Origin of the sequence: Qaidamihabitans albus (genome assembly GCF_016464705.1) — a bacterium.
In the GTDB taxonomy this organism is placed as follows: Bacteria; Actinomycetota; Actinomycetes; order Mycobacteriales; family Pseudonocardiaceae; genus Qaidamihabitans; species Qaidamihabitans albus.
On the sequence record NZ_JAEHOB010000002.1, the window covers coordinates 612,883 to 635,842 of the forward strand.

The window sequence follows — 22,960 nt, forward strand, 5'->3', positions numbered from 1 at the left end:
CCCCCGGAGGATGCGCTCCGCGCCGCAGGGTCCCACGCACTCACGAGCTGGCTAGCCCATGCTCTTGGCGCCGTCCAGCGTCTCGCGGATGATGTCGGCGTGACCGGCGTGCTGCGCGGTCTCCGCGATCAGGTGCAGCAGCACCCGCCGCACCGACCAGCGCGCGCCGGGCTCGAACCACGGCGCCTCCGGCAGCGGGTGGGAGGCGTCCAGGTCGGGCGCGCTCTCCACGAACGCGGTGGTCTCGCGGGCCACCGCCTCGTACTCCTCGATCAACCCGGCCAGGGTCTCCCCCGGCAGCATCCGGAAGCCGTCCTCCCAGCCGCTGCCGCCGCCCGCCATGCTCTCCCGCTCGCCCCGCGCGAACGCGGTCCATTTCCGCTCCATGGCGGTGACGTGCTTGATCAGGCCACCGATGGAGAGCGCGCTCGCGGCCGGGCTCGCAGCGGCCTGCTCGTCGGTAAGCTCACGCGCGGTGAACGTCAGGAAGAACCGGTGCTTGGCCAGCGTCTCCAGCAGGTCGGCGCGCTCGCCGGTCAGGGCCTTCTCGGTGGTGGTCATGTCGCTCGCCTCTCGTTCTCGTTTTCCCCGGAGTCCCCGGAGTCCCCGGAGTCCTCGGGGAGTCCGGGGAGAACGTTAGAGGCCATTGCGGTCACTTCCCGGCCTGAATAGCCGAGCGGCCGGATCGGCACCGAACACTTAAAGGGCCCGCTCAACCGGCCTGGGGGTCACCGGGAGCGGGCTGCTTCCCATCCTACGCGATCCACGCCGGATGGAACGCGAATTCTGCCCGGCGATACTGGTTCGCTACCGGTTCGCTCCCGGTTCACTCCCGCCGCTCCCCGCCGTGAGCCCGCGCTCGACGGCCGCGATGATCTCCGGGCGCAGCTCGGCAGGCCGGATGATCGCGTCCACCGAGCCGACCTGCACCGCCCGCTGGATGCTGTGCACCCGGTCGAACTCCGTGGCGACCTCGCCGAGCTTCTCCGCCCGCACCGCCGACCGGACGTCCGCCAGCTCGGTGGTCAGCTCGGCCCGCTCCGCGCCATCGGCCTCGGCGATCCGTGCCTCGAGCTCGGTCACCCTCGGGTCGTTCGCGGTACGGGCGCCGACGTCACCGGCGAACACCACCGCCGCGGCGGGCGCGCCGCCGATGACCGAGGCGAACGATCCCTCCACGGCGAGCACCGTCATGTTCGGGTTCAGCGCCTTCGAGAACACGACGAACGCACCACCGTGGTAGCGGGAGATCACGCAGAACACGATGGGGCCCGAGAAGTTCACGATGGCCCTGCCGATCTCGGCCCCGTACTCCAGTTGCAGCTTGCGCATGGACTCCGGCGACCCGTCGAAGCCGGAGAGGTTGGCCAGCACCACCAGCGGCCGGTTGCCGCTGGCCGCGTTGATCGCCCTGGCCACCTTCTTCGACGAGCGGGGGAACAGCGTGCCCGCCGTGTACGCGTCGGGCCCGTCGGTGGGCGGGAAGCCGCGCCGCGGCACCGAACGCGACTCGACGCCGATCAGGCACACCGGCAGGCCGCCGAGGTGGACGTCCTGCACCACCGCGGTGTCGGCGTCGGCCATGCCCGCCCAGCGTTCGAGGATCGGGTGGTCGGAGTCGGCGACGGCGCGCATCACGGTCCGGATGTCGAATGCCTTCTTGCGGTCAGGGTTCGCCTCGGCCGAGAAGATCTCGCCCACCGTGGTGAAGTCGCTGCCGACGACGGCGTGCGGATAGTCCGAGATGTCGCGGTCGACCGGATCGGCCGTCCCGGCCCGCCGCGGCCCCGCCTCGCCCGGCGCCACGTAGGCGTGGTCGTAGTGCGACATCAGCACCTCGCGCGCCCCGGCGAGATCACGCGCCCAGTACTGAGCCTGGCCGTTGGGGCCCATCACCCGGTCGTAGCCGCCGATGCCGAAGTTGTCCTCGGCCGAGACGCCGCCGGAGAAGTCCAGTGACTGCTTGCCGGTGAGCACCATCGCCGAGTCCGGCGTCATCACCAGGATGCCCCTGGTGTGCATCAGCATCGTGGCCTCGGCGTTCCAGTACGGCTGCGCGCCGACGTTGATGCCTGCCACCACGACGTTGATCTCGCCACCGGCCTGGGTGAACTCCACGATGCGCTTGAGCGCCGCGGCGACCCAGTCCATGTTCTCGGTACCGGAGTCCATCGAGATCCGCGCGCCCGCCGAGAGCGCGAACCATTCGAGGGGCACCCGCAACCGCTCCGCGAGGTCGAGAGCGGCGATCACCCGCGCGCACTCCGGCTCGGACAGCGCGCCCAGCGCCTTCGTCGGGTCGCCGAGCAGGACGACGCGCGTGATGCCCTCCGGGTAGCGGTCGGTCGGGGTACTCACCACGCCCGCGACGAGCGCGGCCTTGTTGTGCCCCTTCGGCCGCTCGACGGGCACCAGTGCCCCGGTGTCGTCGAGGTCGTACTCGGTGAAGGTGCCGCGCGAACCGGCGAGCATCCCGGTCAGCTCGTACGGGTAGACGGTGCCGCGGCGCCGGGCGCGCAGCACCTTCTGCCCGTAGTCGTCCAGCGGCTGGATCAGCTCGGCCGTCGGTTCGGTGACCGCGACCCGCACGCCGGAGCCGACGGCGTAGGAGATGCGCACGGCGACATCGCGCAGCTCACCGGTGCTGTGGTCGCGCTGACGGCCGAGGAACTGGACCTCCTCAATGCCCGCGCCTGCCGTCGTGGGCACCACGCGCCGCGCGATCGTGTTCAGCTCGTCGACGGTCAGCTCGCTCGGCGGCCAGACGTAGAGGAAGATCCGGTTGGTGTCGAACCGCTTCTTGGCCGGCCGCTGGGCCTGGACCTTGCGGATCGCGTCGAGGCACGCGTCCAGCGCACCCTCGACGGCGGGCAGCGCCACCAGCCGCCCTTCGGTGTCGCGCAGCGGCGTCAGGTCGCGGACCTGCGCCATCGCGACGAGCCGTTCGTCGGCGGGGTTCTTCGGCGCCACGCACCGGAAGAGGTAGACGTCCTCGTCGGCGGAGGGCAGCCGGGTCAGGTCGAAGTTGCGCAGGCGCCTGAGCTCCAGCCGCTGCGCGATGAGCGGATGCAGCCCGCGGATCAGCCGTTCCTCGGTGAACCCGGTGGACGAGGGCCGGAAGGTGAAGTGGTGGTGCATCGCGGCGCCGCTGCGCCCCGCCACCGTGGTGGTGACGCGGCGCACCCGGCCGGCCAGCGGCGCGTCGGCGACCGCCTCGCGCAGCTCGGCGGCCATCGCGTCGGCGTCCGCGGGCTGCTCGTTCCAGGTGAGGTAGACCTCGGCGACGAGGTCGGCCGTTGCCGCGGAGTCGCGCGCCACCTCGGCAACGGCCCGCAGCGTCTCGGCCAGCCCCGCGAAGTCCGTGGCGGTGGCCACCAGGTGCAGACGATGGCCGTCGAGGTCGTACTCGGCGGTGAAGAACGAGCGCCCTGCGACGCGGAGGCTGCGCATGTGCTCGAGCTCGCGGTTGCGGTAGTAGCGGCGGCTGAGCACCTCCAGCAGCGGCCGCAGGTCGGTGCCGTTGCGCCCGATGCGCTGCGCGAGCAGCCGGACCAGCGGTTCCGGGCTGGCGACCATCGCCGCGATGCGCTCGGCGCGGTCGGGCGCATCCGGATTCCGCTCCAGGTGGCGCAGGTGCCTGCGCACGTCGGCGTACACCTCGGCGCGGGTGCGCCGCAGCATGGGCTGGGCGAACCAGCGGAACACGACGCTGCGGGCCAGATCGCTGACCACGGGGAAGCGGCGCTGGGTGGCCAGGATCAGGTGCTCCAGCGCGTAGCCGACCGGTTCGCGCAGCGCCTCGGCCGGCGGCTGCTCGGCGAGCCACTGGCGCAGCAGCGTGGTGGCGACCACGACGTCGGCGGCGGCCCGCTGCTGGGCGAGGAAGATCCGGAAGACCGCCTCCTCCAGTGCGGGCGTGCGCTCGAAGTCATCGACGCCGTAGTGGCCGAGCACGCGCGCGAGCCGGTTCTGGAACGTCTCGGACAGCCCGGCCCGCTCGACGTCGAGGCTCTGCAGGTAGGTGTGGAAGTACTCGCGCGGGCTGTGCACGCGGGTGTCGGCCGCGCTCTCCTCGCCCGCGGGCTGGTTCCGGCTCAGCTCGGAGAGGTCGGCGAAGACCCGCAGCAGCTCGACCTCCTCGGCGAGCGGGCGGTGCCCCGAGGCCAGCAGCTCGGCCCTCGCGTCCAGGTAGTCGGCCAGGGTGCGGCCCTCGTCGCTCGGGTCGACGTCGTAGCCGAGCAGGAGGCTGCGCAGCTCCGTGCGGCTGCGCGCGGCTCGGTCGGCCGCCGAGACGCCGCCCGGTTCCGGGGGCAGCGCCAGGTCCACGCCCGCCGTCTGCGCCGCGGCGGGCCCCTCGGCCTCGGCGTCGTCACCGAGCGGTTCCAGCCGCAGCAGTGGTGCGCCGGTCTCGACCTGGCTGCCCACCGAGACGAGCGACTCCTTCAGCCGCGCACGGAACGGCGCGCGCAGCACGGTCTCCATCTTCATGCTCTCCAGGACGAGCACCGGCGCACCGGCCTCGACCTCGGCGCCCGCGTCGAGCGGGGTGGCCACCACCAGCGCGGGCGCCGGCGAGCGCACGACGCCGCCCTCGTCCCGGCTGACCCGGTGGGTGACGCCGTCCACCTCGACCACGTGGATCGGCCCGTACGTTCCGGTGACCAGCCGGAACCGCTGGTCGTTCACGGTGATCTGGCCGGACTCCCGGTCGAACCGTTCGAGCTCCGCGTCGACGGTCCGCACGTCGTCTCCGCCGAGGATGCCGACGCGGAAGCGCGCCGGCCCGATCTGCGCGACCGTGACGCGGTAGCCCGCGCCGCGCAGCTTGAGGTCGATCGGGCGCCCGCCCTCGTGCTGCACCTGCGGGCGCCCGCCGTGCGCGGTGGAGAGCAGCCGCTGGCGCTCGACGTGCTCCTCGTCCTGGTATGCCTCGATGGCCGCGGCGGCGAGCGCGATGCCGGAGTGCCGGTGCGAGACGAGCCGTCCCTGCGCGCGAACCCGGTCGATCCAGCCGGTGTCGGCGGTCGCCTCGATCACCTCGGGCTGGTCGAGCAGATCGAGGACGAAGCTCTTGTTGGTGGCGCCGCCCGCGACGAGCACCGTCGTCCCGGCGACCGCGCGGCGCAGCCGGGCGAGGGCCTCGTCCCGGGTGCGGCCGTAGGCGATGATCTTGGCGATCATCGAGTCGAAGTCCGCGGGGATCGTGTCGCCCTCGCTGACCCCCGTGTCGATCCGGATACCGGGCCCCGCGGGCAGGTTGAGGCGCTCGATCCGGCCGGGTGCGGGCGCGAAGTCCCGGTCGGGATCCTCGGCGTTGAGCCGGGCCTCGACCGCGTGGCCGAGCTCGGCGGGGAGGTCGCCGCCGAGCTTGCCGCCCGCCGCGACGTGCAGCTGGGCCTTGACGAGGTCCATCCCGGTCGTGGCCTCGGTGATCGGGTGCTCCACCTGGAGCCGGGTGTTGACCTCGAGGAAGGCGAACAGCTCGTCCCCGGGGTGATATAGGAACTCGACGGTCCCGGCGCCCCGGTAGTCCACGGCCAGGGCCAGCCGCTCCGCCGCGGCCTTGAGCTCGGCGACCTGCTCGGCACGCAGCACCGGGGACGCCGACTCCTCGATGATCTTCTGGTTGCGCCGCTGCACCGAGCAGTCGCGCACCCCCAGCGCCCATGCGGTGCCCTGGCCGTCGGCGATCACCTGGACCTCGACGTGCCTGGCGCCGGTCACCAGCCGTTCCAGGAACACCACGCCGCTGCCGAAGGCGCGCTCCGCCTCCAGGGTGGTCCGCTCGAAGGCGTCGGCCAGCTCCGCGTCGGAACCGGCCACCCGGATACCACGCCCGCCGCCACCTGCGGTGGCCTTGAGCATCAGCGGGTAACCGATCTCCCCGGCCGCGGTCAGGGCGGCGCCGAGGTCGGCGACGGCCCCGCGGCTCCAGGGTGCGACGGGGACGCCGACCTCCTCGGCGAGCAGCTTGGCGCCGATCTTGTCGCCGAGCCTGCGCATGGCCTCGGCGCCGGGGCCGATGAACGTCACACCGAGCCGCTCACAGAGCTCGGCGAAGGCCGGGTCCTCGGCCACGAAGCCCCAGCCGACCCAGGCCGCGTCGGCCTCCGTCTCGGTCAGCGCCCGTTCGAGCACGCCGAAGTCGAGATACGGGCGGGCGGACGCCGGGCCGAGGCAGTAGGCGGCGTCCGCGGCCCGCACGAACGTGGCCCCCCGGTCGGCCTCGGTGTAGAGGGCCACCGTCTGGATCGGCGTACCCCCCTCGGCGGCCAGTTCCCGGACAGCGTGGATCAGCCGCATCGCAGCCTCTCCCCGGTTGACGATGGCGATACGACTGAACACCGACTGAGCCCTCACAAGTCCGACAAACACACGAAAGGCGACGCCCGGGTCGCGGACCGTCGCCTACACCGTCCCTCACCCTGCCCGTTACCGCCGGGTACGGGAACCGTCGGACTCGCCACACGTGAGCGGCCACGTTTGTGGAGTGTCGCCAAAAGCTCAGCTGCCGGCCACCCACCCCTCGTGAGTGCCTACCCGAGTGAGAACTCGCGCAGGCATTCACGAGGGGTACCGGGTCAGCGGGTCTCGACGATGCGCTTGAACTCCGCCGCCGCCCGCTCGACCTTTGTCTGCGGGTCGGCCAGCAACGTGGCCACGGCCTCCCCGGCCCTGCCCGCCGGCGGGTCGTACTTGAGGCTGATCTCGACGCCGGTGACGCCGTGGCCCTTGTCGTCGAAGCGGACCACGCCCGAATGCTTGACGTCTGGATCGGCCGAGTCGTCGGTCGCCCAGGCGATCGTGTGCGGCGCCGAGTCCTCGACGATGCGGGCCTCCCAGTCGACCGACACCCCGGCCGGGCCCTTGACGGTCCACTTCGTCCGGTCGGAGTCGCCGTCGACGGCCTCCACCTTCTCGACGTCGGAGAAGATCTCCGGCAGCCGGGTCAGCGGCCGCCACCAGTCGTAGCAGGCCTGTGCCGGCGCGTCGACCTCGACGTAGTGCGCAACGGCTCCCATGACTCTCCCTTCGTGGCTTCTCCCGTCGAGTCGCCGCACAGCGGGTTCCCGCGGCCGGAACCGCGGAAACCACTCCATGCGGCCCAGCAGTCAGCCGAGCTTGGCGTAGAACTCCCGGATGTCGCCGACGAGCACCTCGGGCGCCTCGTGCGCGGCGTAGTGCCCGGCGGCGTCCGCGCCGCTTGCGCCGGAGCCGCCGGTGTCGTAGGAGTTCCAGCTGACGATGTTGTGGTGGTCGCGCTCGGCGAAACGCCGGATCGACTGGAAGTCGCCCGCGAACATGGCCAGCGCGGTCGGGGTACCGGTCGGCTCCGCCGGGTGCTCGGCGCGGGCGTCCTCGTAGTAGAACCGGATCGACGACGCCTGCGTGCCGGTGAGCCAGTAGATCGCCACGTTGGCGAGAACGAACTCCCTGTCGATGCCGTAACCGAACAGCTGGCTGTTCCACGCGAGCAGGCCGGTCGGCGAGTCCGCCAGCGCGAACGCCAGCGTCTGCGGCTGCTGGCTGTGCAGGATGTTGAACGCCATCTTGTTGTCGTGGAACCACTGCAGGTGGCGCAGCGCGGCCTGGTCGGCCTCGCTCAGGTCCGCGAACTCCGCGGGGTCACCGGACGGGAACGAGAACAGCTGGGTGACGTGGACGCCGATGACCCCTTCCGGGTCGAGCCTGCCGATCTCGGGCGAGATCATCGAGCCGCCGTCGTTGCCGACCGCGCCGTAGCGCTCGTAGCCGAGCCGGTGCATGAGCTCCACCCACGCCCGCGCGGTGCGGTGGCGGTCCCAGCCGGTGCCTCTGGTCGGGCCCGAGAACCCGAAACCAGGCAGCGAGGGGATCACCAGGTGGAATGCCGGATCCTCCGCGGATGCCGGCTCGGTGAGCAGCTCGACGACGTCCAGGTACTCCACCACCGAACCGGGCCAGCCGTGCGTGAGCACCAGCGGGGTGGCGTCCTCGCGCGAGGACCTGACGTGCAGGAAGTGGATGTCCTCCCCTTCGATCTCGGTGGTGAACTGCGGGTAGGCGTTCAGCCGGGCTTCGAGCGCGCGCCAGTCGAAACCGTCCAGCCAGTACTCGGCGAGCTCGCGCACGCGGCCGACGGTGACGCCGTAGCTGTCCCCGACACCGGCCGGCTCGTCCGGCCACAGCGCGCGGCGCAGGCGCTCGTTCAGGTCGTCGAGCCTGGCCTGCGGGATATCGACACGGAAGGGGCGGATCGCGGTGCCGGTCATGCTGACTCCTTCGGAACGGAATGCTTTGTTCCGAAACAGTAGCAGAGCGGAATGATCCGTTCCAGTGCTAATCTGCCGCCATGTCCGCCGGCAGCGAAGCGCCCTCCCCCGACGGCCTGGCCGGCCGCAGGCGGCAGGCCGCGCACAACGACCTGGCCATCCTCGACGCCGCGCGCGAGGTGTTCCTCGCCGATCCGAAGGCCCCGGTGTCCGCCGTGGCCAAGCGGGCCGGCGTCGGCATCAGCGCCCTCTACCGGCGCTACCCCGGAAAGGAGGACCTGCTCCGCACGCTGTGCCACGACGGTCTCCTCCGCTACGTCGAGGAGGCCGAGCGGGCCGTCGCCGAACCGGACGGCTGGCTCGCCCTGTCCCGCTTCCTCCAACGCGTCGTGGACGCCGACGTGCACTCCCTCACCGTGCACCTGGCCGGAACGTTCACCCCGACACCGGAGATGGGCCGCGACGCCGAACGGGCCGGCGAGCTCGCCACCGCGCTGGTCGAGCGGGCCAGGGCCACGGGCAGGCTCCGCCGCGACGCCGTCACCCAGGACATCGGCCTCGTCCTGGAGGGCTGCGCCGCGATCCGCGTACCCGACGGCGAGCGGACGAGGCAGCTGCGCCGCCGCTTCCTCGCCCTGCTGATCGGCAGTCTCGAGCAGGACGGTGGCGACCCCCTGCCGGGGCCACCACCGCAGGCGGGCGAACTCAACTGGCGCTGGCGGCGACAGGGATAGCCCACCCATATTGGTTCAGACCCTTGCGGCGAATTGTGGTCTAGACCACACTGGGGCGGGCAAGACCGGTTCGTCCCCGTCCCTGCCACCCTGCGAGGTCTGCCGATGTCCAGATTCCGATGGCGTTCACTGACACTCTTCCTGGCTGCCGCGACGGCGCTGCTCGGCGTCGCCGCGATGCCTGCCGTCGCCGCACCGGGCCCGACGGCCACGTTCACCAAGGTGTCCGACTGGGGCACCGGCTTCGAAGGCAGGATCACCGTCACCAACGGCGGCTCCACCGCGCTCAACGGCTGGACGGTGGCGTTCGACCTGCCCGCCGGATACTCGATCACCAGCTCCTGGGACGCCCAGCGGACCAGCGACGGCCGGCACCACGAGTTCCGCAACCCCGGCTGGGCGGCGACGCTCGCCGCCGGAGCCAGCCACAGCTTCGGTTTCAACGGCAGCCCCGGCGGGCTCGGCGGGATCTCGGGCTGCACCCTCAACGGCGCGCCCTGCGACGGCGGCCCCGGCGATCCGGGAGACCCGGGAGACCCCGGTGATCCGGGTGATCCCGGCACACCGGCCGACGGCCGCGCGGCGCCCTACCTCTACCTCGGCTGGGGCAACCCGCCCTCGCCCACCACGGTCATGAACGCCACGGGAGTCCGTTGGTTCACGCTCGCGTTCGTCCTCTCCGGCGGCGGCTGCAATCCCGCGTGGGATGGCAACCGGCCGCTACTCGGCGGTGTGGACGCACAGGCGATCGCCCAGATCCGCGCGAACGGCGGCGACATCGTGCCCTCGTTCGGCGGCTGGAGCGGCAACAAGCTCGGCCCAAACTGCGCCACGGCCGAGGCGCTGGCCGGGGCCTACCAGCGGGTCATCGACGCCTACGGCCTCAGGGCGATCGACATCGACATCGAGAACTCCGACGAGTTCGAGAACGAGGTCGTGCAGGACCGGATCCTGAACGCGCTGAAGATCGTCAAGCGGAACAACCCCGGAATCCGGACGATCATCACCTTCGGTACCACGACCTCCGGCCCCAACTGGTGGGGCAACCGGCTGATCGAGCGGGCGAGCGCCCTGCAGGCGGACATCGACGTGTTCACCATCATGCCGTTCAACTTCGGCGGCGGCGGGAACATGTACCAGAGCACGGTCGGCGCCGCGGAGGGGCTGAAGGACAAGCTCAAGGCGACCTTCGGCTGGTCGGACGCCACAGCCTACGGTCACCTGGGGATCTCCGGCATGAACGGGCTCTCCGACCAGCAGGAGGTCACCAGCGTGTCCACCTGGACGCAGATCCGGGACTGGGCCAGGGATCGCGGCATCGGGCGGCTCTCGTTCTGGTCGGTGAACCGGGACCGCGGCTGCGCGGGCGGCGGCGTCGCGGCGCACTGCAGCGGGATCGCCCAGCCGGACTGGGAGTTCAGCCGCATCACCGCCGGCTTCTGAGCGGCCACCTGCTGGGCGCGCCACCCGGCCTCGCCGGCCTGCGCGCCCAGTAGGTGGCGAGCAGCGAGCCGGACACGTTGTGCCACACGGAGAACAGCGCGGCAGGCAACGCGGCCAGCGGGGCGAAGTGTGCGGTGGCCAGGCTCGCCGAGAGCCCGGAGTTCTGCATCCCGACCTCGATGCTCACCGCCCGGCGCGCGGACTCGTCCAGTCCGGACACCCGGCCCGCGAAGTAGCCGAGCACCAGGCCGATCGCGTTGTGCGCGATCACCGCGATGACGAGGAGGACCCCGCTGTCGCCGATCACCCCGCTGTTGGCACCGACCACGGCGGCGACCACGACCACGATGCCGGTGACCGAGACCAGCGGCAGGTAGGGCAGGACCCGCTCGACCAGCCGCGTGGCGAGCGCCCGGACCAGCAACCCCGCCACGACCGGCACCAGCACGATCTGCACGATCGACTCGAACAGCGACCAGAAGCCGACCGGCAGGTCCGAGCCCGCCAGCCACAGCACGAGCAGCGGGGTCAGCAGCGGCGCGAGCAGCGTGGCCACCGACGTGAGCGTCACCGACAGCGCGACGTCGCCCTTCGCCAGGTAGACGATCACGTTCGACGCGGTGCCGCCGGGTGCCGACCCGACGAGCACCATGCCGGCCAGCAGCATCCCGGTCAGCCCGAGCGCCCAGCTGACGCTCCACGCGGCGAGCGGCATGACCAGGAACTGCGCGGCCAGGCCGAGCAGCACCGCGCGCGGGCGGCGCAGCACCAGCGCGAAGTCGGCAGGCCGCAGCGTGAGCCCCATCCCGAACATGATCACGCCGAGCAGCAGCGGGATGTAGTCGGTCAGCACCGCGACCTGGCCGGGGATCAGCAGGCCGACGACCCCACCGAGCACGACCAGCAGGGCGAACCAGCGCCCCGTGAAGTCGGCGACCTTCCGCAGTACGCCACGTTGTCCGGCCATGTTCTCCCCAAGGGTCGTCGCTGACCAGTCGGCCGGGCCACTCTAGATCAAACCGGGCCGGATGCGAATCGCCCAGGCCGGGGCGGCGGTCACGGCGAGCGCCGTGGCGGAACCGGCGGCGGCGTGCGGACCAGCACCGCGGCCACGGTGACGGCGACGGGCAGCGCGGCGAACCCCAGCAGGGCGGGCAGGTAGCTGGTGGCGTGGTCGCGGCCGAGAGCGAGCAGCAGCGGGCCGAATGCGGAGGCGCCGACGGTGATCGAGTGCACGACACCGCGGATCGTGCCGAGATGGCTCAGCCCGAAGCAGCGCGGGAACGCGACCGCCTCCAGCGTGCGCACCCCGTTGGCGGCGGCGCCGAGCCCCACGCCGTAGAGCACGGCGGTGAAGCCGGGTGAGAGCCAGCCCGCGCCGACGGTGGCCGCCGCCAGCACGACCATGGTCGAGATGATCAGGACCCGGTCGGAGAACCGGTCGGCGAGCCAGCCGAGGCCGAAGGTGGCGACCAGCCCGGCGACGGTCTGCGGCACGAACGTCGCGGCGGCCTCGGTCACGCTCAGCCCGCGCTCCCCGAGCACGGAGACCTGGTGAAAGTTCAGGCCGGTGGTGACCAGCGCACAGACCGCCACGCCGCAGGCCACCACCCAGAACATGCCGGTGCGCATCGCCTCGGCGAGCGTCCAGTCCACGGCGGGCAGCGCGCTGCCGGGCCTGCTGTCCGGCTCCGTCCCGGCGGCGGCTCGCTCGGCAGGCCGGCGTGGAAGCAGCAGCAGCGCCGCGGGGATGACCAGCGCCCAGACGGCGATGCCCTCGCCGATCCACACCGCCCGCCAGCCCCACTCGGACACCAGGCGTTCCAGCAGCACCGGCGCCAGGGAGATGCCCGCGGTGCCGATGGCCGAGCTGACGCCGACCGCGAAGCCGCGCCGCCGCTGCACGTAGATCGCCACGGTGGTGGTGGCCACCAGGGTCAGCGCGCCCTGGCCGCCGACCCGGATGCCCACGAAGGCCGCCGTCAGGCCGATCACCTCACCCGCCGCCGTCGAGGCGATCAGGATCAGGCCGAAGCACAGCGCGACCGCCGCCATGATGCGGCGGGGCCCGAACCGGTCGATCAGCCTGCCGAGGAACGGCATGACGAACGCACCGGAGAGCGAGCCGATCAGGTACGCCGTGGACACCGCCGAGCGGGACACGCCGAGGTCGCGGATGAGCGGGTCGACGAACACCGACACCGCCGCGGTCTGGCCGGGGGCGGTCAGCGCGAGTGCGACGGCGGCCGCGGAGATGACGCGCGGCAGGTGCGCCCGCCCCGGCGCCTGTGTCGGAGGCGGCAGCGAGCCGGTGGCGCTGGAGGGCACGATCGGGCGATTCCTTTCCGGTGACCTGCGGAGCACGCCGGCCACGGTGACGACGCCCTGAACCTTCCGTGAAGCAGGGTAACCGCGTCACCGCTCGTGAGTGGCTACCCGTGTTCCCACGCTGTGTTCCAACGCGGCTCGACACTCACGAGCCCTGACTGCCGCGGCGGGACCACTAGAGCCAGTCACGGCGCCTGAACAGCACGTAGAGCAGGCCGCAGGCCGCGGCCATCAGCGCCAGCGCGAACGGGTAACCGAAGACCCAGTGCAGCTCGGGCATGTAGTCGAAGTTCATCCCGTAGATGGTGCCGACGACGGTGGGTGCGAACACGATCGCGGCCCACGACGAGATCTTCTTCAGCTCCTCGCTCTGCGCGTAGCTGGCCTTGGTGATGTTCTTCATCTCCTCGTTCTGGTTCTGCGTGACGAGAGTGGCGTTGACGGTGAGGATGTCCCCGAGCATCTGCCGGAAGCCGTCGACCCGTTCGGCCACCGTGGTGGCGTGGTCGGCGACGTCGCGGAGGTAGCGCTGCAGCTCGTCGTCGATGCGGAAGGTGCCCGCGCCCGTCATCAGGCTGTCCAGAATGCCCTGCAGCGGCCGGGTGGCGCGCTGGAAGTCGATGACCTCGCGAGAGAGCTCGTAGATCCGGCGGGAGACGTGCGGATCACCGCCGAACACCTCGGTCTCGATCTCGTCGATGTCGTTCTGCAGCCCCGCGATCACCGGCGCGCAGCCGTCGACGACGCTGTCCAGGATGCCGTACAGCACGGCCGCGGGCCCGCGGCACAGCAGGTCGGGGTCGCCCTCCATCCGGCTGCGCACGGCGGCGAGGTCGGGCGCCTGGCCGTGCCGGACGGTGAGCACGAAGTTCGGGCCGACGAACAGGTGCAGCTCGCCGAAGTCGACCTCCTCGCGCGCCTCGAGGTAGCGGGCGGCGCGCAGGACGACGAACAGCGTGTCACCGTAGCGTTCGAGCTTGGGCCGCTGGTGCGCGACGATCGCGTCCTCGACCGCGAGCTCGTGCAGTCCGAACTGGTCCGCGGCGGCCAGTAGCTCCGCCTCGGCGGGGCGGTACAGGCCGATCCACGCCATGTTCCCGTCGGCTCCGGACAGCTCGCGGTAGGTGTCGGCGACGCTGCCGGGCGAGGCCACCCGGCGGCCGTCCCGGTAGATCCCGGTGTCGATCAGCGGGCGGTCGGCCGAAGGGGGCCCCTCCGGCGAGCGGGGCTCCATGGAGCGCTCGGGCGAGACGGGCATACGGATCTCCGAGACGAGGCCGACGAAAGTCTCCGACCAGCAGGGTATGCCCCGGAACGGCCCGCCGTACGCAGGGCGACGTAGCCAGGGCGCTACGTCGCAGGGCGCAGGAGGTGTCGATCCCCGGGGGATGCGGCCAACCACCCGCCGTTGCCACCATGGCCCGATGGCGACGAAATCCGAGCGGACACGGGGGCGGCACCTCTCGCCCCGGGCCCGGAAGGCGGTACTGGTCGTCCACATCAGCTCGGCGGTGGGCTGGCTGGGCGTCGACATCGCGCTGGGCGTGCTCGTGCTGCGCACCGTCCTGTCGTCCGACCCGAGGGTGGTCGCGCTGAGCTACCAGGCGGTGGAGCTGTTCGCGGTCTGGACCCTCGTCCCGCTCGGCCTGCTCACCCTCGCCAGCGGCCTCGCCCTCGGCTGGGGTACGCGGTACGGCGTGCTGAAGTACTGGTGGGTGGCCGTGAAGCTGGGGCTCGCCGTGATCCTCACCGCGCTCGTGCCGGTGGCCCTCCAGCCGACCGTGGAGGCCGCGGCCGAGTACGGCAGGCAGCTGATGGCCGGCCGGGTCACGATGGAGCGCCCGTTCGACATCTACTTCCCGCCGATCGTGTCGCCGCTCGCGCTGCTGTTCGCCATCGTGCTCGCCGTCTACAAGCCCTGGGGCCGCATCCGGGGACGGCGCTCGCAGAGCTGAGTACGCCCACCGACGTAGCCCGCGGTGTCGCTTCGCGGCCGATGCCGGGCCGCGCCTTCCCGGGGAGGCTGATGGCATGAGCGATCCGGTCGAGACCACGGCGCTGACCAAGCGCTACGGCGAGATTCTGGCGGTGGACCAGCTGCGGCTGCACGTCCGGGACGGCGAGGTCTACGGCTTCCTCGGCCCCAACGGCGCGGGCAAGACGACGACCCTGCGGATGCTGCTCGGGCTCGTCCGGCCCACGTCGGGCGGCGTGCGGCTGTTCGGCAGGCCGCCGGGGCCCGGCTACCTGGCCTCGGTGGGCGCCCTGATCGAGGGGCCTTCGTTCTACCCGTACCTGTCCGGCAGGCAGAACCTGCGCGTCCTCGCCGGGCACGCCGGGGTGGACCGCTCCCGCGTCCCCGGTGTGCTGGACACCGTCGACCTGACCGACCGGGCCGACGACAGGTACGGCACGTACTCGCTCGGCATGAAGCAGCGGCTGGGCCTGGCCGCGGCCCTGCTGAAGAAGCCCGGCCTGCTCATCCTCGACGAGCCGACGAACGGGCTCGACCCGGCCGGGATGGCGGACATGCGGCGGACCATTCGCAAGCTCGCCGCCGAAGGCTGCACGATCCTGCTGTCGAGCCACCTCCTCGCCGAGGTCCAGCAGGTCTGCGACCGCGTCGGGGTGATCGCGCAGGGCCGGCTCGTCGCCGAGCGGACGGTGGGCGAGTTCGGAACCGCGAGCCTGCGGGTGGCCGCCGATCCGCTCGCCGAGGCCAGGGACGTCGCCGGGCGGCTGGTCGGGGCCGAGCGGGTGCGGACCGAGGGCGAGGTGCTGGAGCTCGACGTCGAGCCCGACCAGGCCTCGCGGATCAACACCGAGCTGGTGCGCGCCGGGATCGACGTCTCGGAGCTGCACTGGCACGAGCCCGACCTCGAAAAGACCTTCCTCGAACTGACCGGAGCACAGTCCCATGTGGAGTAACGTCCGAGCCGAGTTCGCCAAGCACGCCCGCCGGCCCGCCAACTGGCTCCTGCTCGGCATCGCGGCCACGCTCTCCGTCGTCTTCGCCTACCTCATCCCGTACGCGGGCCTCTCCGGCGCCACCTCGGACGCCCCGAACAGCGAACGCGGGCTGGACTCCATGCTGCCCGCGCAGTTCGTGTCCAACGCCATCGGCGGGGTTCCGGTGTTCGTCGGTGCGCTCGCCCTCATCTTCGGCGTGCTCGTGGTCGGCAGCGAGTACGGCTGGGAGACGTGGAAGTCCGTGCTGGTGCAGATCCCGTCCCGGGCACGGGTGTACGGCGCCAAGATCATCACCGTGCTGACCGGGACGCTGATCCTCGTGCTGACCCTGCTGACCGTCGCGGCCACCGCGAGCGTCGTCGTCGCCACGGTGGAGAGTCGGCCGATCAACTGGCCCGGACCGGCCGACCTGCTCGCTGGTGCAGGCGGCGCCTGGCTGGCGAGCACGATGTGGGCGAGCCTCGGCATGCTGCTGGCGATCGCGCTGCGCTCGGTGGCGCTGCCGGTCGGGCTCGGGCTCGTCTGGCTGCTGGCGGTGCAGAACCTGCTGTCCGCGATCGCGGCGCCGCTGCTCGACTGGGTCGCCGACATGCAGAAGGCGCTGCCCGGCCCCAACGCGGGCTCGCTGGTCGCCTCGCTCGGCGCGCGGCCCGACACGCCGGGAGTCGCCGAGCTGGTCGCGCCAACGCAGGCTGCGCTCGTGCTCGGGGCCTACCTCGTGGCGTTCACCGCACTCGGCGGCTGGCTGCTCCAGCGCCGCGACATCCACTAGCCGCGGCCCTGTCCGGAGTGTCAGAGCTTGCTCCACAGCTTGCCTGCCGCACCGGACACCGCCTCGCCGACCTCGCCGAGCACCTTCGCGAGCGGGTCGGTGGACGCGGTGAACGTGTCCCGGTAGGACCTGGCCGCCGACTTGACGTCCGCCGACCAGCCCGCCTGCGGGTCGTCGTCCGCGCGGCGCGGATAGTCCCCGCCGAGGATGGAGCGGTACTCCTCCGACGCCGCCCACTTCTGTAACTCCGCCGCACGCACGACCGCCAGCGGGTGCGGCATCAGCTCGATGTTGGCCAGCTTCAGCAGGCTGTCCCGGAGGCCCTCCCCCGCCTCGTACTCGCGCGCCTGTTCGAGGAAGGACGGGATGTCCACCCGCGCCGGATCAAGCCCGCCTGCCAGCAGCACGTGCGCCCGCAGCGCCGCGGCCGGGTCCTGCCCGCACAGCAGGCCCGCCCGGTCGCAGGACAGCTCGGACTTGCGGAACCACTCGTTGAGGGCGGCGGTGACGGCGCGCAGGCCCAGCGCGCTGACCGGCATCCAACATGCTCAGCTGCAGCCGCAGCAGCCGGACCAGCATCGTCCGGTACACCGCGTGGCCGGACAGCACGTGCCCCAGCTCGTGCCCGATCGCGAACCGGGCGCCCTCGGCGTCGAGCAGGTCGACGAGCCCGGTGGTGAGCAGGACGAACGGCGAGTCCATGCCAAGCGTCATCGCCTGTGGCTCGGCCCCGCGGGCGACGAAGACGTCGGGTACCGGGTCCACGTCGAGGGTCGCGGCGCACTCGTGCCGGATCCGGTCGAGCTCCGGGTACTGCTCCGGCCCGACACGGATGGCCGAGCCGAGCGCCATCAGCCGCTCGCCGCGCTCGGCGAAGAAGCCGGACACCGCCTTGAGCACCTCCGCGAACCCGGGCACCATCCGCAGCGTCGCGAGCGCACCCCGGTCGACCGGATGCTCATAGGCCCGCGGGCTGATCCCGGGAAACCGGACCCGCGCCGAGGACCGCTCCGCCGCGCTGTCGCCGTCCTGCACGTGCTCTTCCTTCCGCCGATGGTCGGTGCCGGTCCATCCAACAGCACCCCGGAGCACCGGCGACGGCGAACGGCTATCGATCCGATCACGGACGGAGCGGGCAGATCCGGACTAGGCTCCGCCCATCTCGAGTGCCCATCTCGAATGCCCATCTCGCACAGTCCGTCGTCCGGGTGTCGAGTTCCGGCCGTCCGGCTCGTCATTCTCTGTACGACAGGAAACGTGTACCGCAGGAAACAGGCCGGACAGGAGGACTCGATGCGCTACATGATGCTCATCTACGACTGCGGCGGTCCGCCGGAGCCGGGCGATCCGGGCTTCGACGAGGCGCTGGAGCGGATGAACGCCTTCGCCGACGAGTGCCGCAGGCGCGGCACCTTCGTCGGCGGCGATCCGCTGCGGCCTGCGGAAACGGCCACCACGGTGCGGGTGCGCGAGGGCCGCACGCTGATCACCGACGGGCCGTTCGCGGAGACGCACGAGCATCTCGGCGGCTACTACATCCTGGACTGCCGCAACCTCGACGAGGCTCTCGAGCTGGCCGCGCTCTGCCCGCTGGCCGAGCAGGGCTCCATCGAGGTCCGGCCGATCTTCGAGGCACCCGGCCTGCACCGCCGCAACGCGGGCCCGCCCGCGGCGATCGCCCCGGAATGACCGGGAGCGCGTCCGCGGCGGCGGTCGAGAAGGCGTATCGCGAGCACCGGGCCAGGATGCTCGCCGCGCTGGTCCGGGTGCTCGGTGACTTCGAACTGGCCGAGGACGCACTCCAGGAGGCGTGCGCGCTGGCGTTGCGGACCTGGCCGCGGACGGAGGTGCCCGGTGATCCGGTCGCCTGGCTGCTGACGGCTGCCCGCAACCGGGCGATCGACCGGCTCCGCCGGGCGCGGACGGCGCACGCCAAGCAGGAGCAGGCCGGTAAGGGCGAGGCGGTGACGGTGATGACCGGCTACGGCGAGGACCGCCTGGCCCGGGTCGGGGACGACCGGCTGAGCCTGATCTTCACCTGCTGCCATCCCGCGCTGTCGGAGGAAGCGCGAGTGGCGCTGACGCTGCAGGCGGTCGTCGGGCTCACCGCGGGCCGGATCGCGCGTGCCTTCCTGGTCGGCGAGGCCACCCTCGCCCAGCGGCTGGTGCGGGCGAAGCGGAAGATCCGGGACGCGGGCATCACCATGGAGGTGCCCGCCGATCACCTGCTGCCCGAGCGGCTCTCCGGAGTGCTCGCCGTGGTCTATCTGGTCTTCACCCAGGGCTACACGGCCGGGCGCGGCGAGCAGGGGCAGCACCTGCGTGCGGAGGCGGTCCGGCTCGGCAAGCTGATCGCCAGCCTGATGCCCGACGAGCCGGAGGCGCTCGGCCTGGTGGCCCTGATGCTGCTGCACGACGCGCGCAGCGCCGCACGGCACACCGCCGAGGGCGAGCTCGTCCTGCTCGACGATCAGGACCGGTCACGCTGGGACCGGGCTGCGATCGAGGAGGGCGTCCGGCTGCTTGACCGTGCGCTGCGGCACGGCAGGCCGGGTCCGTACCAGGTGCAGGCGGCGATCGCCGCGGTCCACGCGCAGGCGCGGACGCCAGGGCAGACCGACTGGGCGCGCATCGCGGCGCTGTACGCCGAGCTGCACGAGATGGCGCCGTCGCCCGTGGTCGCGCTCAACCACGCGGTCGCCGTCGCCATGACCGAGGGCCCGGCCGCCGGGCTGGAGCGGATCGAGCGGATCGACGGGCTCCAGGAGCTGCGGCGCTACCACCTGCTGCACGCCACCCGCGCGGACCTGCTGCGCAGGCTCGGCCGCCTTGACGAGGCCGCCACCGAGTACCGCCGCGCGCACGAGCTGGCGACCAGTCCCGCCGACCGGCGCTTCCTCGCCGGCCGGCTGCTCAGCCTGGACGGCGCCTGATTTCCGGCCGGGCCGTTCGCGGGCTCAGCGCCGTCGCTGGGCGTGGGCTGTCCCGAGACCGGCGGAGAGCCGCGCGGCCTGCGCCACGAGGTAGCGCTGCTCGGGGATACCGGTAGCGCGGCGGGCGGCGAGTTCGTATGCGGCGCGGGCTGCGTCGTGCTCTCCCGCCATCTCGAGCAGGTGCGCGCGGACGGCATGAAGCCGGTGCCGGTCCGCCATCGCCTTGTCCGACTCGAGCCCGGCAAGGTGGTCGAGCCCGGCCCGTGGGCCACGCACCATCGCGACGGCCACGGCGTGGTTCAACGTCACCACCGGGTTCGGCCAGACGCCTTCGAGCAGCCGGTACAGCAGCAGGATCTGCGGCCAGTCGGTGTCGTCGGCGCAGGCCGCCTCGCTGTGCACGGCGGCGATCGCCGCCTGTAGCTGGTAGGGGCCGATCGGCGCCGTGCTCAGGGCGGTGGTGAGCAGCGCGGTGCCCTCGGCGATGTGCTCCCGGTCCCAGAGCCGGCGGTCCTGCTCCGCGAGCGGCACGAGCGTGCCGCCCGGCCCGGTCCGGGCGGCGCGCCGCGCCTCGGTCAGCAACATCAGCGCCAGCAGTCCGGTGACCTCACCGTCGCCGGGCAACAGGCGGTGCAGCTCACGGGCGAGCCGGATCGCCTCGCCGGTCAGCTCGGTGCGCAGCAGGTCGGGGCCGGAGCTGGCGGCATAGCCCTCGTTGAAGATCAGGTAGAAGACGTGCAGGACCACCCGCAGCCGGTCATCCCGCTCGTGCTCCGGCGGCATGCGGAACTCGCTGCCCGAAGCCTTGACGCGCTGCTTGGCGCGGCTGATGCGCTGGCTCATCGTCGCATCCGGGACGAGCAGGGCGCGGGCGATCTGTCTCGTGCTCAGCCCGCCGACGGCGCGCAGCGTGAGCGCCAGTTGCGCGGACGGTGGCAGTGCCGGGTGGCAGCACAGGAACAGCAGGGTGAGCGTGTCGTCCCGATGGACCGCGCTGTCCTCGTCCGGCCCCGGCGACACCGGCTCATCGGGCGGTGCCAGCGCCGTCTCCCGCCGGCGGCGCGCCGCATCGCTGCGCCACGCGTCGGTGAGGCAGCGGCCCGCGACCGTGAGCAGCCAGCTGACCGGGTGGTCCGGGATGCCCGCCTCCGGCCACTGCAGGGCGGCGGCGAGCAGCGCCTCCTGAACGGCGTCCTCGCAGGCGTCCAGGTCACCGCGGCGGCGCACGAGCGTGCCGAGGACCCGCGGCGCCAGCCGGCGCAGCAGGTCCTCCAGCTCAGCCGGTGCCGTCACATCTCCATCCCCGCCATGTCCATGATCGGCCGGACCTCCACGGCGCTGTAGCGCGCGTCGGGAAAGCGGGCCGCGAGCTCGGTGGCCCGCTGGATGCCGTCGCAGTCGACCACGAAGTAACCGGCGAGGTGTTCCTTGGTCTCCAGGAAGGGCCCGTCCGTGGCGGTCATGGCGTCATCGCGCACCCGGACCGTTCTCGTGTTGATCGGGTCGGCCAGTGCCGCACTGTCGACGAGCTCGCCGGACTCGGCGATCTCGGTGAGCAGCGCGGCCAGCTCCTTCGTGGCGGCCTCGCGCTCCTCGGGGGACAGATCGTCGTGCTGATGCAGGAACATGGGGTGCTCCCAGCTCCGCGGGTTGCTGTAGATCAGGATCAGGTACTTCATGCCGCTCCTCCCGGTGGTGGCCGCTGTGCTGCCCTTCGTCGAGGAGTCGGCGCACGCGGCCCGATTTCGACATCTCCGGCTGTCGAATCGGCGAACTCTGCTACGACACTCTCATGACGGGTGCCGCGACGGCGCCCGCGCGACTGGGAGGCTCTCATGGAGAAGGCTGTCTCGAAGGACGGAACGCCGATCGCGTTCGAGCGAGCAGGGCAGGGCCCGCCGCTGATTCTCGCCGCCGCAGCACTGTGCGACCGTTCGGCGACCCGCCCGCTCGCCGAACGGCTCGCAAGCCGGTTCACCGTGTTCAACTACGACCGCCGTGGCCGCGGTGACAGCGGGGACACGGCACCGTACGCGGTCGCCAGGGAGATCGAGGACCTCGACGCCCTCATCGCCGCGGCCGGTGGAAAGGCCGCGTTGTACGGCCACTCCTCCGGCGCGGGCCTGGTCCTGCACGCGGCGGCGCACGGCCTGCCGGTCACCAGGCTCGTGCTGCACGAGCCGCCCTACGGACCCGACAGCGAGGACGAGCGCAGGAGCGCTCGGGAGATCGCGGAGAACATCGGGGCCGCGCTGGCGAAGGACCGCCGGGACGAGGCGATCGCACTGTTCCTGGGCGGCGCCGGCATGCCGCCGGAGATGGTCGAGGGAATGTGCCAGGATCCGTCCGTGCTGGCGATGGCGCACACCCTCGCCTACGAGTTCGAGATCATGGGCAACATCGACCAGGGTGGCACGGTCCCGGTCGAGTCACTCGGCGACGTGCCGATGCCCGCGCTGGTCCTGGCGGGCGGCGCGAGCCCGGAGTGGATGAGGGACTCGGCCCGGCGGATCGCGCGGACCCTGCCCGACGGCCGGCTGCGTGTACTCGAGGACCAGGGACACATGCCGTCCCCCGAGGTGCTCGCTCCGGTGCTCGCGGAGTTCCTCGCCGACGGCTGAGCCGCCTCGTCGCTCATCCCGGGACGGCCAGCCGTGCCCTGGAGGCCCTGGAGGCGGCGCGGCATCGGTGATCCGCGCCGGAAGCCGCAAGAATCTTCAAGCCCGCGCGCGTCGCGGGCACCGACAATGGCGGCATGATCGAGTATCTGGCGGCGGCTGGACCGGATCCCGCGCTGGGCGACCGGCTGGACGACTTCGGACGGTTCGTCGGCGGCTGGGACATGCGGATCAGGCATCTGCCCGCAGGCGGCGAACCCGTGGAGCTGACCGGCGAATGGCATTTCGGCTGGGTCCTCGGCGGCCGGGCGGTGCAGGACGTGCTGGTGACCCACCAGGCGGGACGCCACGACGGCTTCGTCGCCGTTGCCGGCGGTGCGGGCACCACGGTGCGGTTCGCCGATGCACGGACGGGGCGCTGGTACGCCTGCTGGCTCGGACCGGTCAACGGCAACGTCTGCACGCTGACCGGCGGCGCGGAGGGCGACCGGCTCGTGCTGCACGGCACCGACCAGCGCAGCGGTGAGCTGCTGCGCTGGTCCTTCTCGGACATCTCGGCCACGTCGTTCTCCTGGACCGGCGAGGTCTCGGCCGACGACGGCCGCACCTGGCGCGTCGAACAGGAGATGGCGGCAACGCGGCGCGCGCAGCATTCGGGGAGCGCCGGGTGGCCGTGACCCTTCGACGCCTTCAACGGCGCCGAAGGATCACGGCCACGGTGCTCACGGTGCCCGGGTGCAGGTTCCGCGGGCGTGCCGCCATGGCGACGTGGATGCCGGTGCCCGGGCGGCCCAGCACCGCCCCCCGGGTGCGCTCCTCCAGCTCGGCCAGGCTCAGGGTGACGGTGAGCACCGCCCGTTCCCCGCCCTGGACGCTGGTGTCCTCGGCGCGGGCAGCGCATTCGATGATC

Annotated in this window: 19 protein-coding genes and 1 pseudogene; 9 read left to right on the forward strand and 11 right to left on the reverse strand. The window is 72.2% G+C overall.

Going from position 1 to position 22,960, the window contains the following annotated elements; genetic code table 11:
* Positions 1-51 precede the first annotated feature (51 nt).
* The 4 genes from JAP66_RS06135 to JAP66_RS06150 all read right to left on the reverse strand — a co-directional run bounded on the left by JAP66_RS06135 (position 52) and on the right by JAP66_RS06150 (position 8,252).
* Positions 52-561: a DinB family protein gene (locus JAP66_RS06135; RefSeq protein WP_199430561.1), complete on the reverse strand. Its 510-nt coding sequence runs from the start codon at positions 559-561 to the stop codon at positions 52-54.
* Positions 562-807: 246 nt separating this feature from the next.
* Positions 808-6,345 carry an ATP-binding protein gene (locus JAP66_RS06140; protein ID WP_199430562.1) on the reverse strand — a complete coding sequence of 1,846 codons (5,538 nt, stop codon included), beginning with the start codon at positions 6,343-6,345 and terminating at the stop codon, positions 808-810.
* A gap of 236 nt (positions 6,346-6,581) precedes the next feature.
* Positions 6,582-7,022, reverse strand: a complete 441-nt coding sequence (locus JAP66_RS06145) for an SRPBCC family protein (RefSeq protein ID WP_199430563.1) — start codon at positions 7,020-7,022, stop codon at positions 6,582-6,584.
* A 90-nt stretch (positions 7,023-7,112) separates the two neighbouring features.
* Positions 7,113-8,252, reverse strand: coding sequence for an epoxide hydrolase family protein (locus JAP66_RS06150; protein WP_199430564.1), 1,140 nt, complete (start codon positions 8,250-8,252; stop codon positions 7,113-7,115).
* 80 nt (positions 8,253-8,332) lie between these two features.
* Between JAP66_RS06150 and JAP66_RS06155 the strand changes: the two genes are divergently transcribed.
* The gene (locus JAP66_RS06155; RefSeq protein ID WP_199430565.1) at positions 8,333-8,986 is read left to right on the forward strand and encodes a TetR/AcrR family transcriptional regulator; all 654 of its coding nucleotides are present in this window, start codon (positions 8,333-8,335) and stop codon (positions 8,984-8,986) included.
* Positions 8,987-9,091: 105 nt separating this feature from the next.
* Positions 9,092-10,429, forward strand: coding sequence for a cellulose binding domain-containing protein (locus JAP66_RS06160; protein ID WP_199430566.1), 1,338 nt, complete (start codon positions 9,092-9,094; stop codon positions 10,427-10,429).
* Here JAP66_RS06160 and JAP66_RS06165 read toward each other — a convergent pair.
* The 3 genes from JAP66_RS06165 to JAP66_RS06175 form a co-directional block, all read right to left on the reverse strand.
* On the reverse strand, positions 10,413-11,396 hold the full coding sequence (locus JAP66_RS06165; protein ID WP_199430567.1) for a bile acid:sodium symporter family protein: 984 nt from the start codon (positions 11,394-11,396) through the stop codon (positions 10,413-10,415). The genes JAP66_RS06160 and JAP66_RS06165 overlap by 17 nt on opposite strands.
* Positions 11,397-11,485: 89 nt before the next feature.
* The gene (locus JAP66_RS06170) at positions 11,486-12,757 is read right to left on the reverse strand and encodes an MFS transporter (RefSeq protein ID WP_199430568.1); all 1,272 of its coding nucleotides are present in this window, start codon (positions 12,755-12,757) and stop codon (positions 11,486-11,488) included.
* A 175-nt stretch (positions 12,758-12,932) separates the two neighbouring features.
* The gene (locus JAP66_RS06175; protein WP_235998768.1) at positions 12,933-14,015 is read right to left on the reverse strand and encodes a magnesium and cobalt transport protein CorA; all 1,083 of its coding nucleotides are present in this window, start codon (positions 14,013-14,015) and stop codon (positions 12,933-12,935) included.
* A gap of 166 nt (positions 14,016-14,181) precedes the next feature.
* Between JAP66_RS06175 and JAP66_RS06180 the strand changes: the two genes are divergently transcribed.
* From JAP66_RS06180 to JAP66_RS06190, 3 genes are all read left to right on the forward strand, one after another.
* The gene (locus JAP66_RS06180) at positions 14,182-14,712 is read left to right on the forward strand and encodes a hypothetical protein (RefSeq protein ID WP_199430569.1); all 531 of its coding nucleotides are present in this window, start codon (positions 14,182-14,184) and stop codon (positions 14,710-14,712) included.
* A 76-nt stretch (positions 14,713-14,788) separates the two neighbouring features.
* Entirely contained in the window at positions 14,789-15,685 is an 897-nt protein-coding gene (locus tag JAP66_RS06185) for an ABC transporter ATP-binding protein (protein WP_199430570.1), read from the forward strand.
* Entirely contained in the window at positions 15,675-16,499 is an 825-nt protein-coding gene (locus JAP66_RS06190) for an ABC transporter permease (protein ID WP_199430571.1), read from the forward strand. The genes JAP66_RS06185 and JAP66_RS06190 overlap by 11 nt, the downstream gene beginning before the upstream one ends.
* Before the next feature lie 20 nt (positions 16,500-16,519).
* Here JAP66_RS06190 and JAP66_RS06195 read toward each other — a convergent pair.
* Positions 16,520-17,534 (reverse strand): annotated as a pseudogene (locus JAP66_RS06195) (M48 family metallopeptidase).
* Between the two features lie 258 nt (positions 17,535-17,792).
* Between JAP66_RS06195 and JAP66_RS06200 the strand changes: the two are divergent.
* Positions 17,793-18,188, forward strand: a complete 396-nt coding sequence (locus JAP66_RS06200; RefSeq protein WP_199430642.1) for a YciI family protein — start codon at positions 17,793-17,795, stop codon at positions 18,186-18,188.
* A complete protein-coding gene (locus JAP66_RS06205) occupies positions 18,185-19,432 on the forward strand; it encodes an RNA polymerase sigma factor (protein WP_199430572.1) in 1,248 nt (415 codons plus the stop codon). The genes JAP66_RS06200 and JAP66_RS06205 overlap by 4 nt, the downstream gene beginning before the upstream one ends.
* A gap of 24 nt (positions 19,433-19,456) precedes the next feature.
* On the opposite strand, the gene JAP66_RS06210 is transcribed toward JAP66_RS06205, so the two are convergent.
* Together JAP66_RS06210 and JAP66_RS06215 are read right to left on the reverse strand one after the other, a co-directional pair.
* The gene (locus tag JAP66_RS06210; RefSeq protein WP_199430573.1) at positions 19,457-20,725 is read right to left on the reverse strand and encodes an RNA polymerase sigma factor; all 1,269 of its coding nucleotides are present in this window, start codon (positions 20,723-20,725) and stop codon (positions 19,457-19,459) included.
* The gene (locus JAP66_RS06215) at positions 20,722-21,111 is read right to left on the reverse strand and encodes a YciI family protein (RefSeq protein ID WP_199430574.1); all 390 of its coding nucleotides are present in this window, start codon (positions 21,109-21,111) and stop codon (positions 20,722-20,724) included. The genes JAP66_RS06210 and JAP66_RS06215 overlap by 4 nt, the downstream gene beginning before the upstream one ends.
* 156 nt (positions 21,112-21,267) lie before the next feature.
* Here JAP66_RS06215 and JAP66_RS06220 point away from each other — a divergent pair, with 156 nt between their 5' ends.
* On the forward strand, positions 21,268-22,053 hold the full coding sequence (locus JAP66_RS06220) for an alpha/beta fold hydrolase (RefSeq protein WP_199430575.1): 786 nt from the start codon (positions 21,268-21,270) through the stop codon (positions 22,051-22,053).
* A gap of 134 nt (positions 22,054-22,187) precedes the next feature.
* Positions 22,188-22,727, forward strand: a complete 540-nt coding sequence (locus JAP66_RS06225; protein ID WP_199430576.1) for a hypothetical protein — start codon at positions 22,188-22,190, stop codon at positions 22,725-22,727.
* 13 nt (positions 22,728-22,740) lie between these two features.
* Here the strand turns inward: JAP66_RS06225 and JAP66_RS06230 are convergent.
* Positions 22,741-22,960: hypothetical protein (locus JAP66_RS06230; protein ID WP_199430577.1), on the reverse strand; the 220-nt coding region annotated here is incomplete at its 5' end.

Excerpts from the sequence above, each read along its gene's own strand:
- JAP66_RS06145 (WP_199430563.1), bottom strand. The coding sequence starts at position 7,022 with ATGGGAGCCGTTGCGCACTACGTCGAGGTCGACGCGCCGGCACAGGCC.
- JAP66_RS06175 (WP_235998768.1), bottom strand. The coding sequence starts at position 14,015 with ATGCCCGTCTCGCCCGAGCGCTCCATGGAGCCCCGCTCGCCGGAGGGG.
- JAP66_RS06160 (WP_199430566.1), top strand. The coding sequence starts at position 9,092 with ATGTCCAGATTCCGATGGCGTTCACTGACACTCTTCCTGGCTGCCGCG.
- JAP66_RS06190 (WP_199430571.1), top strand. The coding sequence starts at position 15,675 with ATGTGGAGTAACGTCCGAGCCGAGTTCGCCAAGCACGCCCGCCGGCCC.
- JAP66_RS06200 (WP_199430642.1), top strand. The coding sequence starts at position 17,793 with ATGCGCTACATGATGCTCATCTACGACTGCGGCGGTCCGCCGGAGCCG.
- JAP66_RS06185 (WP_199430570.1), top strand. The coding sequence starts at position 14,789 with ATGAGCGATCCGGTCGAGACCACGGCGCTGACCAAGCGCTACGGCGAG.
- JAP66_RS06220 (WP_199430575.1), top strand. The coding sequence starts at position 21,268 with ATGGAGAAGGCTGTCTCGAAGGACGGAACGCCGATCGCGTTCGAGCGA.
- JAP66_RS06150 (WP_199430564.1), bottom strand. The coding sequence starts at position 8,252 with ATGACCGGCACCGCGATCCGCCCCTTCCGTGTCGATATCCCGCAGGCC.
- JAP66_RS06180 (WP_199430569.1), top strand. The coding sequence starts at position 14,182 with ATGGCGACGAAATCCGAGCGGACACGGGGGCGGCACCTCTCGCCCCGG.
- JAP66_RS06165 (WP_199430567.1), bottom strand. The coding sequence starts at position 11,396 with ATGGCCGGACAACGTGGCGTACTGCGGAAGGTCGCCGACTTCACGGGG.
- JAP66_RS06155 (WP_199430565.1), top strand. The coding sequence starts at position 8,333 with ATGTCCGCCGGCAGCGAAGCGCCCTCCCCCGACGGCCTGGCCGGCCGC.
- JAP66_RS06215 (WP_199430574.1), bottom strand. The coding sequence starts at position 21,111 with ATGAAGTACCTGATCCTGATCTACAGCAACCCGCGGAGCTGGGAGCAC.
- JAP66_RS06135 (WP_199430561.1), bottom strand. The coding sequence starts at position 561 with ATGACCACCACCGAGAAGGCCCTGACCGGCGAGCGCGCCGACCTGCTG.
- JAP66_RS06225 (WP_199430576.1), top strand. The coding sequence starts at position 22,188 with ATGATCGAGTATCTGGCGGCGGCTGGACCGGATCCCGCGCTGGGCGAC.
- JAP66_RS06205 (WP_199430572.1), top strand. The coding sequence starts at position 18,185 with ATGACCGGGAGCGCGTCCGCGGCGGCGGTCGAGAAGGCGTATCGCGAG.